A 13272-nucleotide genomic window follows, 5' to 3' on the forward strand; every position below is an offset into this window, starting at 1 on the left:
TGTTTCGACGAAGTCTTCCGCGGCTTCGGCCCGCCATCGTTGCTCGGTGGCACGTCGCCCTTCAATGGTTCGTGGCCGCACGTGGAAATCGAGGAGAATGACAACGAAATCCGCCTGATCGCGGAGGTACCAGGCGTCGATCCAGACAACATCGAGGTGCTGCTGGAAGATGGCGTGCTTACGCTTCGCGGCGAGAACAAATCGGAGACTGAGGACAAGGATCGCCGGTTCAGCGAGCGCTACTACGGGCGCTTCAAACGGCGGCTGTCCCTTGGTCGCCAAGTCGATGAGGACAAGGTCGCCGCTTTGAACTGCATTTCCCAATCCGCGATGCCGCCATTGCCTACGCAAAGCGACAGAAACTGAATTGCACCGTCGTAGACGACAGGAGCCGCCGTCCCTAGTTTTCGTTGATATTCGCCGGCAAGCTCTACCATTCAATCCCCGTTGCTGCGCGATCGGCGCATCGATCGGCATCGCCAATTTTCGGAGGAGCCCGCCGCTGAAGCGGCGGGCCGTACTCTCCTTTTTCTCGATCATACATGTGCATGCGGGTTCCGCCGATAGTCCCAGAGTGCCCAGGCTGACACGGCGGTGACGAGCACGCCGAGGACCACATGGGTCCACATCGCGTTCATGTTCGCCGCGAATTGAAGCAGCCAAGGCGAGACCATCAGCCAGGAGAAGATGCCTCAACCGCACCACCGCCTACCGCTCCTCCAGGCCTAAAAGCGGCCGCCGGAACATTAATGAAAAGCGAAAGCTGGCACCGTGCCGTCTGAAGAAGGCATTCTTTCGATGGGAACTGAATTCCCAGTCCGTATATCTTTGACGGGCCGCCTCATATGAGAATCGCCCGTCGGAAAGCTGGCAAGGCTTTGAAGCAGGCGCCAGATAACTCCGTCAGATATCGTACCGCGAATCGAGCTCTCGCAGGGCAGACCGAACCTCATCGATTGAAACCGGCTCAGGCGTTCCTGGTATATGACGGAGAGCTGGCTTCGAATCTATCGCGTAAAAGTCCGAAGACCACGCGGCGAGAATGGCCCGTTTATCATCGACAGAAAGTGCAGGAGCCTTCACCACATCCATTGGACGTCGAAACGGCGACCAGTGAGATGCTAGAACTTCCGGTCCGATGTTCACGGCAGTTGCGGCAATCTGCTTAAACATATCGTCCATCATCGGTTCACCTCAGCTTAGGTGCGGCTTCCTGCTCCACCTCGCATGAGACGCCATGACGAGGTCAGTTTCCGGCGCCAGCAGATCGTGCTTTTCCGCGAAGGCGGCAAACAAGCCGCGTGCGGTCTCAGCTTCGATCTCGCCGCACAAGGCAGCACGGCATGCCTTGAGCGCAACCGAATGCGGACCATCCCTGAGCGATATCGGCCACTCGACCAGATGTCGGTAAGCGTCCATCACGCTTCTCACTTCCGTCGGGAATCCAAGACCGACGAGAATTCGCACAGGGTTCTTGAACATATCGGGTTTCATAACTCTCTCCTTTCCAACCCGGTGTGTCCATGGGCGCCATCGAAACGGCGCCCATCCGATGTTTTCGTTTACGCCGCGCTCTGGGCTTCGATCTGCGGCGCGGCGTCCAACCTTCCAAGAACGGAACCGCTTTGAATACTGACCTTGCGCGGTTTCAATGCCTCCGGAATTTCCCGGACGAGATCGATGGTCAGCAGACCATTGCTCAGTCCCGCTCCACGCACCGTGACATGGTCGGCGAGCTCGAAACGATGTTCGAACGGGCGGTGGGCGATGCCTCGGTGCAGATAGGCTTCGGACGGAGAATCCTGCTTCTTGCCAATAACGGTGAGAAGATTGGTCTGGAACGTTAGGTCCAGGTCGCCTTCGGCGAAGCCGGCAACCGCAATCGAGATGCGGTAGCTGTCGTCACCCGTCTTGACAATGTCATAGGGCGGCCAATCGCTGGTCGAACGGTCGCGCTGGGCGTTTTCCAGAAGATTGAAGAGCCGGTCGAAGCCAACGCTCGATCGGAAGAGAGGCGTGTAGTCGTAAGATGTTGCCATAGCCATATCCTCCTGAAAGCAACATGGATATGGAGCGCCGAAAGACGGCGCTTCCAGCATTGCCAGCCCTGTTGTCAGCGGCTGGCGGCAAATAATCTGGTATTTGTGAAATCCGGCTTCAAGTGCCGCCTTGGAGAATTTTCGCAAATCTCAGTGCAGCTTGAACTCACCTCCAATACGGCGCCATTCGTTCGGCCGGATCAGGCACTAATGCGTATAGCGAACGGAATGCAGCGGGCCGTCGAGATTGACTTGCCAGATTTCTGGTAGGCAGTCAGTGTGAGCGGCAGAAGGCTCAGATCGGCAAAATCTTGCGCAAGCGACGGAAGCCATTAAATCGGACGGAGCCTATGTCGATAGATATCGCGACCATTAGACGTATTGCCCGCCTTGCCCGTCTCGCACTCAGCGAAGACGAGGCTGAAAAAATGTGTGGCGAGCTGAACGAAATTCTGACCTTCATCGAGCAACTTTTGGAGGTTGATGTCGAAGGCATCCCTCCGATGACCTCGGTTGTGCCAACAACCATGAAAATGCGCCAGGACGTCGTGACCGAAAGCAATCATGCCGAAGAGATCGTGGCGAATGCTCCTCTCAGTGAGCGCAACTTCTTCCTGGTCCCCAAGATTCTCGAGTAAGCACAGACAGCCGCAGGCTTTGGAGCATTTCACGGCCGGCGATCGCAACAAACGATGCGCCCCTTTGCGTGGCGCGTGTTGGCGGCTTGAGATTTCCGGCCCACATCCGATGCTTCGAAAGCTTGCCGATCTCGTTTGTGATCGAATGATGTGTCATGGCGAAGGTCCTGTCGTTTTGCACTTAATCAGGTTCTTCCTCAAATTGTGGTTCACTCACCGTTAGACATGATGCCGCTATGGGCGGGGATGCACACGAACACGAAATGGTCGCCCGGCCCAGGTGCAAAAGTTCTGGGTGTCGCGCCCACTGCCTGATGACAGTTGGGTTGTTTCCGCTGCCTGTCCAGGGTTCGGCATTTGCCCTGATTGCGGCCGGAGGACTCGAAATCGGCATGGCTGGTCCAACCGGAGCCTTCAGGATCTGCCGGTCCAAGGAAAGGCAGTAACGGTTAAGCTTCGGTTGAGCCGCTGGCGGTGCGCACACCCGAACTGTCAACGACAAACGTTTACCGATCGACTTCCGACGAATGCTCCCCCTTATGCGCGCCGGACAACGGAGGGTCTCAGAGATTGTCGGTCTGCTCGGCCACAGTGCCGGCGGTCGTCCTGGCGAGCACTTGATGCGAAGGCTCGGCGGCATGGCTGTCAGCGATGCCGCGCTCGCGCGTTGCGACGCCACGATCCGGGTCGTTGGCATAGGGAGCTGGCGGCGATCCTGGCGCTACGGGGCCGGGTGCGGCACGCTCATCGACAATCACAGCAGAGGGTGTTCGATGCCGTGCATGCCTTGCACAAGGAGGGTCTGTCCTGTTCGGAGAAGGCGAAATTCTCAAGGAAGCGCTCGAAATTGCCACCGGCCCAAAAAAACATCTGTTGCGCTCGCTGTCATTGCCGAAGCACTTCGCGGTGACGGCGGTGTGCGAGACTTTGGGTGTTGCCCGGTCAAACATGGCAGAACGTGCAAGGCAGATCCCTTCCAAAGCCCGTGGACGGCCGCCGCTTGCTGATCGGGGACTGGTTGAAGGGATCAAAGCGATCATCGCCGACATGCCGACCTGCGGCTATCGCCGGGTTCACGCTATTTTGCTCGAAACGCCACCAACGAGGGGCGTGCCTGGCCAAATGCCAAGGGCGTTTATCGAGTGATCAAGCTGCATGGGCTGCTTCTTCAGCGCCATACCGGTGCTATCGATGCCCGCCGCCATGATGGCCGTGTTGCGGTCGAAGTGTCGAACCTTCGGTGGTGCTCAGTGCGCATTCCGGTGAAGTCGGCCGCTGATTCCGAAACGAAGCCGGCCACCTATTCCGATCGCACCGGCTATCGCCACTATCGCTCCGACCCGGCGATCTGCCGCGACTGCCCGTTGTTGGCCGCCTGCACATCAAACGCCGCTGCGACCCGCACCGTCACCCGTCATGTCTGGGCCGATGCCCGCGAGCGCACCGATGCCAACCGCCTGACGTCCTGGGGCAAGGCGATCTACAAACGCCGCAAGGAGACGGTCGAGCGCTCGTTTGCCGACGCCAAGCAGCTTCACGATCATCGCTATGGTCCTGACCAGGGCCCCACCCAAGGCCCGGCGCGCCGCGACGACACATACAAGCCGCCGCAATCCACTCGACAGCGCAAACCCCAAAACAAAAACCCGCCGAAAATATCGACGGGCTTGTCAGCAGTCTGAGCCCGCCGCTGAGGCGGCGGGCCATACTCCAATTCTCTATCATGCATGAGCATGCGGGTTCTGCCGATTGTCCCAAAGCGCCCAGGCCGACACGGCGGCGACGAGCGCTCCAAGGACCACGTGGGTCCACATCGCATTCATGTTCGCCGCGAATTGAAGCAGCCAGGGCGAGACGATCAGCCAGACCCCGAGCACCAGGCTCGACCACTCTTCCCACTCAGCAAACGCCGACAGCGCGGCGACCGCCAGAGCGGCGAGCAAGATTCCGACAATCCATGCGTTCCACGCCGGTATGGTTTCGCTGGCGTAGCCGAGCACCCAAGTTGAAACGAACAGGGCGACTGCGAGAACCAGATTCAGCCAATCCTGTGCTTTCTTGCTTTCCATCAGTCCATTTTCCATGACAACCTCCACGAATGAAGCTTGATCGACGGTGTTCTCGCGTGCTGTGCACGCTGCGCGAAACGATGTAATTTTGCGAAATACGATCTTCAAGAGCCCGATTATCTCCGTGGGCTGCAGCTACCACGACTAAGGCGATTGTGATCGACTGCCTTCCCAGATCGACGATCTTTGCGTAGGCGAACAGTGGCGGAACACCCTTGGAGGAAAGCCCGGGACGAAAGAGCGCGGCCATGCTCTCGAACCCGCGGTCCGCCCCGGACCTTTGAGTTTGCATATAAGCGTGGATGCATAATGCACACTCCACCCCTTGAACTCGCCAAGCCGCGAGAATAAATCTTCGACGGGCGCCATCCAAGAGCGCTTTCCTTGTTGAAAACCAACGAATTCAGTGAGGTGGAAATGCACACGAAGATGTTTGACCGACCAGTTTACCTGCGTGAAAGGAAGGATCTGGTCCTCGAAATCACGAACCTGGAAGACGCGATCGATTTCCTCGAGGAGTGGTCCAAAGGAGATCGCGATATCATTCATGACGCGACGCTGAAGACCTGCTACCTGGCACATGACGGCCACAAACCAGTTCAGGTGGCGCGCGACGCGCTCCGCTCCTTTGCGCACAAGAAGGGCATCCTTGTGAAAGCTCCTGCGGTGTTGCCGTGGATGATCAAGGCCAAGCCGGGCGGCGGTCGAGTACACCCGTAAACCGGCTTTCTGGAGTGGGGGGCCGCGCTCGCGGCCTCTCTAGCGAGCGCGGTAAGCAGCGCTTGTTGCGTGGTTTTCAAGGTTGGCTGGCGCGGGCGGCAGTGAGCCTGCCTCCGAAACCGCTTTCCTCCCGTGGAAGCCATCGATAGCGCAGAGCTTCAACCAGCAGCAGCAGCGCGAAGGCAGGCGATGCCAAGCGGCGGCTCGGATAGTAGAGGTGATCTCCAGGACGAGGGACACCAGTCCGCTAGTGCCTGGATCAACCGTCCTTTCTTCACGAGCGGACCCAGGTGGTCGCACGGCAGGCAGGTAGGCCGCACCCGTCGAGGGCGGCGTCGAAACGACGTATTTTTGCGGAAACTGATCTTCAAGAGCCCGATTGTCACTGTGATGGGGCAGCCAACCATGAGTGACGAGATCTACGCCCCGCACCCTCCGTCCGCACGGTGGCCCAGGGGCCGTAAAGGCGAACGTGGGCCTGACACGATCAACCGAACTGCCCGGACATCGCGTCTGGCGGCTCTATCAGAACGCTTTAAGGGTGATGGCGAATTGCTCCGGTGCGCCGGAGCGAATGCTCGAAAGGCTGGGGCACTAAGAAGTGCCCCAGCCCAGCCATTCTAGGTAAGCGAGCGTTGACCGCCGGTACCTGTTTTCGCCCCGGGCGGTCCATCCGCGCCTATCGACATGCCCGCGTCTCGGCAGGCGTCCATAAACGCTTCGCGCGCGATGGCGACTGGCGTCATTCGGTTTAGAGCACGGCGGCACGTTTGAACCGCCCGATTGTATTTTCTGCCGCGATAGATGGCCCAATCCCCTTCGAGGAAATCGAGCACGTCGTTGACAGAAGCGAAGACCTGGGACGCCCCGTCCTTCATGTGAACGGTGACGGGCGTCATCCAAACCAATTCCGGGTTGAGCATGATGTCCTCCTTTCGCATTCAAGCCGGATGAAAAAGAAGTGAAGAAAATATCGTCGCAGACAGAGCGGATTTCAAGACTTCCAAACACCTACCGCACGATCGACGTCGACTGACCATCCGAAAGCAGATCGACGCCTGCCTCAACACACTGGGTTCACGGCGTAGGCGCGGGGTATCCTTTCCACCGCCTTGACAGTCGACGATCTTCGCACAGAAGAACCGGTCGGGAGGAACCCTGACGAAGGAGGCCCACCATGACCACCACGGACGATCAGCGCGAAATCCAACGTTGCTATGATCTTGGCGCAAACGTCTACATCACCAAGCCCGTCGACTACGACGGTTTCGCCCATGCGATCCGCTAGCTCGGCTTGTTCTTTTCGGTGATGCAGGTTCCAAGGCCGTCTCGCTTGGTGTTGTTGTGACCGAACTTGTGACCAACGCATTCAAGTATGCCTACGAATCGCGAGCCGTTGGCGAAAACGGGTTCGCCTCGTTCGAAGGGAGGACAACGCCGTGCTGGTCGTCGAGGACGACGGGATAGGCTGGAATGGCGAAGGAGATGCGAAGGGGACCGGCTGGCCAGCAAGATCGTTCGCGCGATGGCGACGAATCTTGGAAGCATCGTGCGCTACGAGCCCTTATCCGCTGGCACGCGCGCAAGCCTTGAATTTCCCCTTGATTGATCTCGTTCCGGGGTGGACTCGGCCCCGGCACTCGTCTCGCTCACACGTCTTCACACGGCATGACGGCCATATTTGTTGGAGGCTGGCATCACGACAGGGAACCGGTCTTCAAGTGGACCGTCTGCTCTTCCAAGCCCCTCGCGGCTCCTGTGACTTTCGATGCCGTCATGGATGCGCTTCGCAGGCTCGATGAAATCTGGGCCCCGAGGCCTCGACCGACCTCTTTCAAACGAGAAGCGTCGATGACGAAGCCTCTGACTCGAAACGAGGAGACGAACCTTAGCCAGTTGAATTGTTGGCTGGCGGCGAACGCCAACCTTCCAATGAGGTTTCCCGCCAATCGGGCATCGCTGAGGGGGGTGAATTTCGGCACGAACTTTCCGGCCTGGCGCTCCGTCATGACTTCGGCTCGCGTCGGCAACCGAGGCGGCTGTTGTTTGAACGCGCCCTTCTTTAACCCTTGGTCGGCTACACAGGAGGAGATCGTACGCTGGTCCAGGTCGAGCTTAAATTCCCCTGACGGGAGGCGGCCATAGCCTTCGCCGAGAGGCAAGAGCCCGAACGGCGCATCCACCAGAACGGCCTCGCCCGAGCGCTCGATCACGTCCCCGCGAGCCACGGAGAAGCTGATCGAGGCACTGCCCAGTAAGCGATCAAAGCGCAAAAGCCAGGCCGCTCGTTTCGGTGAGATCAGAGGCCGCCCGAGCAAAGAATGATCTATTCTCAAGCAACGTCGGCCCTTGAAACGCGCATTTTGCTCACCTACCTCATTTTTGCTGGATGCCCCACTCGGGTCCTGGCACGGGAACGATGGTCCACTCATGCGTTGGACCGGGTTCGGTTCATATCGCTTCGCAAGGAGGATATGGTCCGGCGTCTGCCCGACCCCCGCCTTCTTGCGTTAGCGCGCTGCGCGATCGACCGTCTCGGTCTTCTCATCGTCTCGTCCCGACCGCCTCCGATCCATTCGGCCTCCGGCATGCACGTGCTTGGCACGTCGCAAACAACATGGCTGATTAGGAAACGAAGGAGGATGCACATGCTGGTATCGGATTTTGGCCGCATCGGGTTCGACCCGTTTCTGGAAATGCGGCGCATGCAGCAGGAAATGAATCAGCGCTTGTCCGACATGACAGCCAAAGCCGCCCAGGAGTTTCCACCCGTCAACCTCTGGATGGGTGAAGACAGCGTGGCGGTGACTGCTGAATTGCCTGGGATCGCGCCTGACGATGTCGATCTCACGGTTCGCGAGAACACGTTGACATTGGCGGGCGAACGCGGATCCCCGGCGGAGGACGAGAAATCCGTCTGGCACCGGCTCGAGCGAGTGTACGGAAGCTTCTCACGAACGGTGCAATTGCCTTTCCGCGTCGATCCGGAACAGGTCGAGGCGCGTTTCGCCAACGGGCTACTCGAAGTCGAACTGCACCGGCCTGAGACGGATCGGCCGAAGAAGATCCAGATCAAAGGATAAGGAGGCAAACATGGCTCAAGAACTGAAAACGACCGAGCGCCGGGTCCCAAGCAAGCTTGACGGTGGCGAACCGACCCGTTCGCGCCCGGTGTTTGTCCCGCGCACCGATATCTATGAGACAGAGGACAATGTCGTTGTTCTCGTCGACATGCCCGGCGTCGCCTCGGAGGGTGTCGACATCACCCTCGAGAAGCGGACGCTGGCGATTCGCGGCTACGCGACGGACCAGCAGCATGACAACTATCGCCAAATTTACGCCGAATATGGCGCGGGCAATTATGAGCGCGTCTTCACGCTGTCCGAGGATATCGATCGGGACGGTATCGAGGCATCGCAGAAGAACGGCGTCCTGCGGCTGGTCCTGCCGAAGGCCGCGCCGGCCAAGGCGAGAAAGATCCAGTTGAAGATGGCGTAGTTCGTCCGGAGAAAGGAGGTTGACCATGCAGATTAGAGATCTGATCCCCTGGGGCAACAACAAGGGAAGCGAAATTGCGAAGTCAGACGATGGAAACCCCGTCTTTTCTTTGCAGCGCGATGTGAACCGTATCTTCGAGGACTTCTGGAAGCGGTTCGATCAACCGTTCGGCGCTTTCGGGCGCTGGGATACCGGTGGGCCGCGAACGGACATCGCCGAAACCGAGAGTGCGCTCGAGGTTTCGGTGGAACTTCCTGGAATCGATCAGAAGGACGTCGATGTCTCCCTGACGGACAGCGCGCTCACGATCAAGGGAGAAAAGAAGAGTGAGCAGGAAGAGAGCAAGAAGGGGTATCACTTGTTGGAACGCTCATACGGGTCGTTCTACCGCTCGATCCCGCTCCCGTCGGGCGTCGATACGGACAAGGCCGCCGCGCAATTCAAGAATGGTGTCCTGACTGTGACGCTCCCAAAAACGGAGGAAGCGCTGTCGCGCGTGAGGAAGATCGAGGTGAAGGCGACCTGACATCGACTTCACGGTCGTGAGATGCGGCGGACGAAATCCGTCGCATCTCTTACGATTACTGGATGCGTCTCGTCCGGGGATACGCCATGAGCGAAGCGCGGGCGCGGGCGACATCTTCGCGGGCGACGGTCAACATCGCGTCTGCCGTATCCAGAGCCGCGAAAGCAGCCGCAGTCGGATTGGGCCGTTCCGCAGTGATGCGAACCCAGGCGCGATCGATTTCAGCAAGAGCCGCGTGAACATTCGCGATCGCTCGTTCAATGGCATCGTAGAGAGCAATCTCCTCTTCGGAGACTATTCGCGAATTGTCACCGGTCATCGATCTTTTTCCGGCCACACCGGTCCATTGTGCATGCTCGAATGGCAAAACTACCACCAAGAGCGCTCATTTTAAACAGTCAGCGTGGCAACGATGGGATCGAAAATGGGTGAGAAACGCCGAACCGGTGGGCGCCGGTGGACGTGTGCTCGAGGCATCAAGGGTGATAGTCGCGGCCATGGAAACGGCTCATGAACGGTGGTTCACTGCCAATTCTCCCCTCTGCCTTCAACATCAGTTTTCCTGAACGGACACGCCATTCTGGTCAAGCGGGACTTCAACGCCGGCCGGCTTCGTTTCCTCGCGATAGAGGTAGACGCCGAGGACTATGACGGCGACAACCAGGCCGCCGATGATCAGGTCGAGGGTGTTGTTTTGCTGCATGAGAGCAATTTTGCCTCTAATAGGTGAAGGGAGGAGCGGTTATCCGACACAAGTTTTGATGAGCTGGCATCAATATCAACGGCGACACGGATCCGAAAAAGTCAGCCCAACAACCACCCCAAAAGGAAAACTGAGTATGCCGACCCCGCCAAGCAAAGCCGCCCGGGCCTGCGTGCCCATTTGCTGCGCCGTCCCGCCCGCCGATTTCGACACGTCCGTCGTAAACATCGGATACCCGCTCGCGCGCTTGATCCAACACGCCGGTCGTTCGATTGATCTTTGCCACTTCACGGCGAAGCGTCGCGATCTGCTTTCCTAATGCGTCGTGGGTATCGCCGACCGCCGGAGCGGCGGGTTTTGAAATCTTGGCCATCAACACGTCCCTAAAAAGGCCTTGTCCAATCCACGTGTTCCGTATCAATTCTTGGTCCCTTGCGAGTGAAAAGGTCCCGTTCCAGAACCTTTCCATATTTGGTCGTCGCCCGGATTAGCGTTGCCAGCGGCCTTCGTACTTGAACTCAGGGGCTGCCTTGAGCTGATCCTTGGTCGCATCCATCACCGCCGTCCACTTCTTGTCGTTTTCGACATAGGTGATTTTAACGGCCTTCGGGCTCACGATCACGTAGCGATCGCCCATCCCGAGAAACCCGCCAACCGACGCGATGTAACCCGTCAGCTGATCCTCAGACAGGATCAGATCCTTGATCTCGCCGATCGTCTCGTTGGCATTGTTTGTGACATTGAGATTGATGAGGTTGTAGCGGAGATGTCAGGTTAACTTCGTTGGGCCGAGATTTGGGACAACTTCGGCGCTCATGCAGTAGTGACACCGGCAATCGAATGCCAGTGCGCGATCGCTCTGACGCGATGCAGATGAATGGCCATGGCGGTGCGTTTCGAGCGCGGCGGAACGAAGAGATTTCGCACAGCCGAGAAGACGGCCAAGAAGCTCTGTAATCCTCGGGCTGAGCGAAATCCCTGCATCACCCGTTCGCGTTTTCGCAACGGCAGATGCGAGTTTTCGGCGCGATTGTTCAGCCCCTTGTGCGATCGATGTTCGACATCGGGCATGATCTGACGGTGTGCCGCGCCATAGGAACGCAGCTTGTCGGTGACGATCCGCTTCGGCAGGCATCCCTGTTTCTTCATCAGGCGGATCAGGAGGCGCTTGGCCGCCTTGGTGTTGCGGCGCTTCTGGACGATTTCATCGAGAACATAGCCGTCCTGGTCGACCGCCCGCCACAGCCAGTGCTTCTCGCCGGCGATTGTGACGACGACCTCGTCAAGATGCCAGACGTCGCTGGCCCTCGGTGCCTTCCGCCGCAGTCGGCGCGCATAGTCCGGCCCGAATTTCCTTGCCCAGCCGTCGTTTGGCACTTGAAAGGGTTCATCCTCAATTTCTGTGATTCAGTGGCAGCATTCTCGCCCTCATCAGTTGTGGGCCGGCGCGACCGTACATTGCTCGCTTCAGCATCTTGAGGCGGTTGATCTGCCCTTCGGCTTGACCGTTGCTCCACGGGAGTTCGATTGCATTTTTGACGGCATCAATATCCCGGCGCAAAACGCTGGCGAAACGCATGATTGCCGTGAGCTCGGTGTCGATGGCATCGTCGATCCATTCATCCAGCGCGTCCGGGCTCCTGCTGCGCAAGATGCCGTTGAAGCGCATGGCCAAGCCACGCATTATGGCGAACGCTCGAGAGCCCTGCTTCAATGCATCGACGTTTCTGGCCTGGCGATCTGTCAGCAAGCCGCGCGGCTTTATGCACAAAGCGGCTGCCACCACAGACGAGATCATATGGCCCGTGTCAGGATCGCGGACGGGTTCTGAAACATCCGTCTCCGGAAGCGGCTCGTCGGGTTGAATGTTTTCGACCTCACGCCACACCTTCAACAGGCGCTCCAGATTGGAGCGGCTGCCCGTGTAGCCGCGGTTCTTGATGTCGTAAAACAGATGGCGCCCAATGCGGTTTCCATTCCTCCAGCATTCAGCCAGAAATGTTTCAAAATACAGTGGCGATGTCGGATTCAATGTCGCTCGGTTTCTGTCTCGAGGCGCATTGGAAGTAAGCCAATTCGCGATGCTGCGGCGCTCGTATCCGGTCCGCCTTGCAATCTCGCTGTAGGTGAGGCCCTGCTGCCGCAAAGCTTGAAACGTGTCGAATATTTCCTGACGAGATTGCCTGTGCGCCAAGCGGGCACGGCGCTGCTGTGACCTGGCGCTGGCGATAGCATCTTCAGAGAGAATGGGTCTAACATTGGCGTGACCGTACACGCTCATCTGTTCCTTGATCGCCTCCCTGAGATTTTGGACCAGATGAAAACGGTCAGCCACCTGGAGGGCCTGCGGGGCGCCCTCTCGGGCTGCCTGAGCATACAAACCACAGCGATCTCGGCTCACGACCTCGATCGTCGGACGTTCTTGCAACCAAGATTTTGCGCTCTCGACGCTGCGGTCCTCCAAAACATCGACGACCGAATGACGCTCAAGATCGACCATGATCGTCCCGTACCGCGAGGAATGCCGCCAGCTCCAATCATCGATGCCCACAACCCGAATAGTGTCTTTTTGCGTGGACGCCGGATTATCGCGCTTCAATTGCCGCAAGATCGTGTCGTCGCTGACCGGCATGCCAAGCCGATGCAGCAAGTGCTCACCTGGGCGACCGCCCATCCTGTGGCCAATCAAGCCCACAATCTCAGCCATCCGTTCAGTTCGTCGCATGTAGGGTGAAGCAATCTCAGGCAACCTGTCGGTGAAGGTTCGTCGCCCGCATTTCCGGTGTCTGCACTGCCACCGGTTCAGTGCGAGCTCGATTTTCACAACTTGACCTTGAACAGGCAAGTCCTGGAGGCGGCGGTTGTGCCAGCCGTGGCGATGCCGGCTTTGCGTTCCACAATCCGGGCAGATACCGACAGGTTTCGCAGCGGCAGAAACAACCCAGTTTTCTTCATCTTGAACGGTAATACCCAGAACCTTGACCCCTGGGCCGGGTGACCATTTCAATTGCGCTCGCATCCCCGCAGATAGCAGTCGAGGCGCTAACACTCTGTTAACCACAGAAATTGAGGAAGAACC

The 13272-nt window shown here is 58.4% G+C and carries 15 protein-coding genes and 10 pseudogenes; 10 read left to right on the forward strand and 15 right to left on the reverse strand.

All coding sequences use genetic code 11. From position 1 onward, the window contains the following. Positions 1–3: 3 nt before the first annotated feature. Positions 4–306: pseudogene (locus ACTJKM_RS21320) on the forward strand (Hsp20/alpha crystallin family protein); the annotation flags it as partial. Between the two features lie 230 nt (positions 307–536). Here ACTJKM_RS21320 and ACTJKM_RS21325 read toward each other — a convergent pair. The 5 genes and pseudogenes from ACTJKM_RS21325 to ACTJKM_RS21345 form a co-directional block, all read right to left on the reverse strand. Continuing rightward, a pseudogene (locus tag ACTJKM_RS21325) lies at positions 537–680 on the reverse strand (SPW repeat protein); the annotation flags it as partial. 223 nt (positions 681–903) lie between these two features. Next, positions 904–1185 carry a hypothetical protein gene (locus tag ACTJKM_RS21330; RefSeq protein WP_192371544.1) on the reverse strand — a complete coding sequence of 94 codons (282 nt, stop codon included), beginning with the start codon at positions 1183–1185 and terminating at the stop codon, positions 904–906. Positions 1186–1194: 9 nt separating this feature from the next. Beyond that, positions 1195–1494 carry a DUF982 domain-containing protein gene (locus ACTJKM_RS21335; protein WP_218685735.1) on the reverse strand — a complete coding sequence of 100 codons (300 nt, stop codon included), beginning with the start codon at positions 1492–1494 and terminating at the stop codon, positions 1195–1197. A 68-nt stretch (positions 1495–1562) separates the two neighbouring features. Further along, positions 1563–2039, reverse strand: coding sequence for an Hsp20 family protein (locus tag ACTJKM_RS21340; protein ID WP_192371568.1), 477 nt, complete (start codon positions 2037–2039; stop codon positions 1563–1565). A 150-nt stretch (positions 2040–2189) separates the two neighbouring features. Beyond that, a pseudogene (locus tag ACTJKM_RS21345) lies at positions 2190–2303 on the reverse strand (protein usg); the annotation flags it as partial. An 86-nt stretch (positions 2304–2389) separates the two neighbouring features. On the opposite strand from ACTJKM_RS21345, the gene gatC reads away from it, so the two are divergent. The 4 genes and pseudogenes from gatC to ACTJKM_RS21365 all read left to right on the forward strand — a co-directional run. Further along, positions 2390–2677, forward strand: coding sequence for an Asp-tRNA(Asn)/Glu-tRNA(Gln) amidotransferase subunit GatC (gene gatC, locus ACTJKM_RS21350; protein ID WP_192371546.1), 288 nt, complete (start codon positions 2390–2392; stop codon positions 2675–2677). Positions 2678–2923: 246 nt separating this feature from the next. Further along, positions 2924–3426 (forward strand): annotated as a pseudogene (locus tag ACTJKM_RS21355) (transposase family protein); the annotation flags it as partial. Positions 3427–3493: 67 nt separating this feature from the next. Next, a pseudogene (locus ACTJKM_RS21360) lies at positions 3494–3927 on the forward strand (IS3 family transposase); the annotation flags it as partial. A gap of 54 nt (positions 3928–3981) precedes the next feature. Further along, a pseudogene (locus ACTJKM_RS21365) lies at positions 3982–4242 on the forward strand (transposase); the annotation flags it as partial. Between the two features lie 156 nt (positions 4243–4398). Here ACTJKM_RS21365 and ACTJKM_RS21370 read toward each other — a convergent pair. Then, entirely contained in the window at positions 4399–4761 is a 363-nt protein-coding gene (locus tag ACTJKM_RS21370) for an SPW repeat protein (protein ID WP_440660793.1), read from the reverse strand. A gap of 402 nt (positions 4762–5163) precedes the next feature. Between ACTJKM_RS21370 and ACTJKM_RS21375 the strand changes: the two genes are divergently transcribed. Continuing rightward, positions 5164–5466 (forward strand): DUF982 domain-containing protein, encoded by a 303-nt coding sequence (locus ACTJKM_RS21375; protein WP_440660785.1) that lies wholly within the window; start codon positions 5164–5166, stop codon positions 5464–5466. Between the two features lie 76 nt (positions 5467–5542). On the opposite strand, the pseudogene ACTJKM_RS21380 reads toward ACTJKM_RS21375, so the two are convergent. After that, positions 5543–5744 (reverse strand): annotated as a pseudogene (locus ACTJKM_RS21380) (hypothetical protein); the annotation flags it as partial. Positions 5745–6086: 342 nt separating this feature from the next. Beyond that, the gene (locus ACTJKM_RS21385; RefSeq protein WP_246733610.1) at positions 6087–6389 is read right to left on the reverse strand and encodes a DUF982 domain-containing protein; all 303 of its coding nucleotides are present in this window, start codon (positions 6387–6389) and stop codon (positions 6087–6089) included. Between the two features lie 251 nt (positions 6390–6640). On the opposite strand from ACTJKM_RS21385, the pseudogene ACTJKM_RS21390 reads away from it, so the two are divergent. After that, positions 6641–6754 (forward strand): annotated as a pseudogene (locus ACTJKM_RS21390) (response regulator); the annotation flags it as partial. Between the two features lie 409 nt (positions 6755–7163). On the opposite strand, the gene ACTJKM_RS21395 reads toward ACTJKM_RS21390, so the two are convergent. Next, on the reverse strand, positions 7164–7739 hold the full coding sequence (locus tag ACTJKM_RS21395; protein ID WP_162763503.1) for a hypothetical protein: 576 nt from the start codon (positions 7737–7739) through the stop codon (positions 7164–7166). Between the two features lie 201 nt (positions 7740–7940). Between ACTJKM_RS21395 and ACTJKM_RS21400 the strand changes: the two genes are divergently transcribed. Genes ACTJKM_RS21400 through ACTJKM_RS21410 form a run of 3 tightly spaced genes read left to right on the forward strand, consistent with a single transcriptional unit; the run spans position 7941 to position 9490 of the window. After that, positions 7941–8549 carry an Hsp20/alpha crystallin family protein gene (locus tag ACTJKM_RS21400; RefSeq protein ID WP_440660786.1) on the forward strand — a complete coding sequence of 203 codons (609 nt, stop codon included), beginning with the start codon at positions 7941–7943 and terminating at the stop codon, positions 8547–8549. A 10-nt stretch (positions 8550–8559) separates the two neighbouring features. Continuing rightward, positions 8560–8964 (forward strand): Hsp20/alpha crystallin family protein, encoded by a 405-nt coding sequence (locus ACTJKM_RS21405; protein ID WP_218685740.1) that lies wholly within the window; start codon positions 8560–8562, stop codon positions 8962–8964. 25 nt (positions 8965–8989) lie between these two features. After that, on the forward strand, positions 8990–9490 hold the full coding sequence (locus tag ACTJKM_RS21410; RefSeq protein ID WP_169680753.1) for an Hsp20/alpha crystallin family protein: 501 nt from the start codon (positions 8990–8992) through the stop codon (positions 9488–9490). A gap of 55 nt (positions 9491–9545) precedes the next feature. Here the strand turns inward: ACTJKM_RS21410 and ACTJKM_RS21415 are convergent, their stop codons facing one another. From ACTJKM_RS21415 to ACTJKM_RS21440, 6 genes and pseudogenes are all read right to left on the reverse strand, one after another. After that, a complete protein-coding gene (locus ACTJKM_RS21415; RefSeq protein ID WP_218685741.1) occupies positions 9546–9809 on the reverse strand; it encodes a hypothetical protein in 264 nt (87 codons plus the stop codon). Between the two features lie 234 nt (positions 9810–10043). Then, positions 10044–10193: a hypothetical protein gene (locus ACTJKM_RS21420; protein ID WP_169680755.1), complete on the reverse strand. Its 150-nt coding sequence runs from the start codon at positions 10191–10193 to the stop codon at positions 10044–10046. A gap of 16 nt (positions 10194–10209) precedes the next feature. Next, positions 10210–10566, reverse strand: coding sequence for a hypothetical protein (locus ACTJKM_RS21425; RefSeq protein WP_226020876.1), 357 nt, complete (start codon positions 10564–10566; stop codon positions 10210–10212). 114 nt (positions 10567–10680) lie between these two features. Then, positions 10681–10959: pseudogene (locus ACTJKM_RS21430) on the reverse strand (PRC-barrel domain-containing protein); the annotation flags it as partial. Positions 10960–11006: 47 nt separating this feature from the next. Continuing rightward, positions 11007–11555: pseudogene (locus ACTJKM_RS21435) on the reverse strand (IS6 family transposase); the annotation flags it as partial. Positions 11556–11586: 31 nt separating this feature from the next. Then, a complete protein-coding gene (locus tag ACTJKM_RS21440) occupies positions 11587–13212 on the reverse strand; it encodes an ISL3 family transposase (RefSeq protein WP_246812924.1) in 1626 nt (541 codons plus the stop codon). Positions 13213–13272 lie beyond the last annotated feature (60 nt).

Origin of the sequence: Ensifer sp. 22460 (assembly GCF_052044935.1) — a bacterium.
Lineage (GTDB): Bacteria > Pseudomonadota > Alphaproteobacteria > Rhizobiales > Rhizobiaceae > Ensifer.

Bases quoted from the DNA above. Each gene is read 5' to 3' on its own strand.
- gatC (WP_192371546.1), top strand. From the start codon at position 2,390: ATGTCGATAGATATCGCGACCATTAGACGTATTGCCCGCCTTGCCCGT.
- ACTJKM_RS21375 (WP_440660785.1), top strand. From the start codon at position 5,164: ATGCACACGAAGATGTTTGACCGACCAGTTTACCTGCGTGAAAGGAAG.
- ACTJKM_RS21340 (WP_192371568.1), bottom strand. From the start codon at position 2,039: ATGGCAACATCTTACGACTACACGCCTCTCTTCCGATCGAGCGTTGGC.
- ACTJKM_RS21405 (WP_218685740.1), top strand. From the start codon at position 8,560: ATGGCTCAAGAACTGAAAACGACCGAGCGCCGGGTCCCAAGCAAGCTT.
- ACTJKM_RS21410 (WP_169680753.1), top strand. From the start codon at position 8,990: ATGCAGATTAGAGATCTGATCCCCTGGGGCAACAACAAGGGAAGCGAA.
- ACTJKM_RS21400 (WP_440660786.1), top strand. From the start codon at position 7,941: ATGGTCCGGCGTCTGCCCGACCCCCGCCTTCTTGCGTTAGCGCGCTGC.
- ACTJKM_RS21440 (WP_246812924.1), bottom strand. From the start codon at position 13,212: ATGCGAGCGCAATTGAAATGGTCACCCGGCCCAGGGGTCAAGGTTCTG.
- ACTJKM_RS21335 (WP_218685735.1), bottom strand. From the start codon at position 1,494: ATGAAACCCGATATGTTCAAGAACCCTGTGCGAATTCTCGTCGGTCTT.
- ACTJKM_RS21385 (WP_246733610.1), bottom strand. From the start codon at position 6,389: ATGCTCAACCCGGAATTGGTTTGGATGACGCCCGTCACCGTTCACATG.
- ACTJKM_RS21415 (WP_218685741.1), bottom strand. From the start codon at position 9,809: ATGACCGGTGACAATTCGCGAATAGTCTCCGAAGAGGAGATTGCTCTC.
- ACTJKM_RS21330 (WP_192371544.1), bottom strand. From the start codon at position 1,185: ATGATGGACGATATGTTTAAGCAGATTGCCGCAACTGCCGTGAACATC.
- ACTJKM_RS21420 (WP_169680755.1), bottom strand. From the start codon at position 10,193: ATGCAGCAAAACAACACCCTCGACCTGATCATCGGCGGCCTGGTTGTC.
- ACTJKM_RS21370 (WP_440660793.1), bottom strand. From the start codon at position 4,761: ATGGAAAATGGACTGATGGAAAGCAAGAAAGCACAGGATTGGCTGAAT.
- ACTJKM_RS21425 (WP_226020876.1), bottom strand. From the start codon at position 10,566: ATGGCCAAGATTTCAAAACCCGCCGCTCCGGCGGTCGGCGATACCCAC.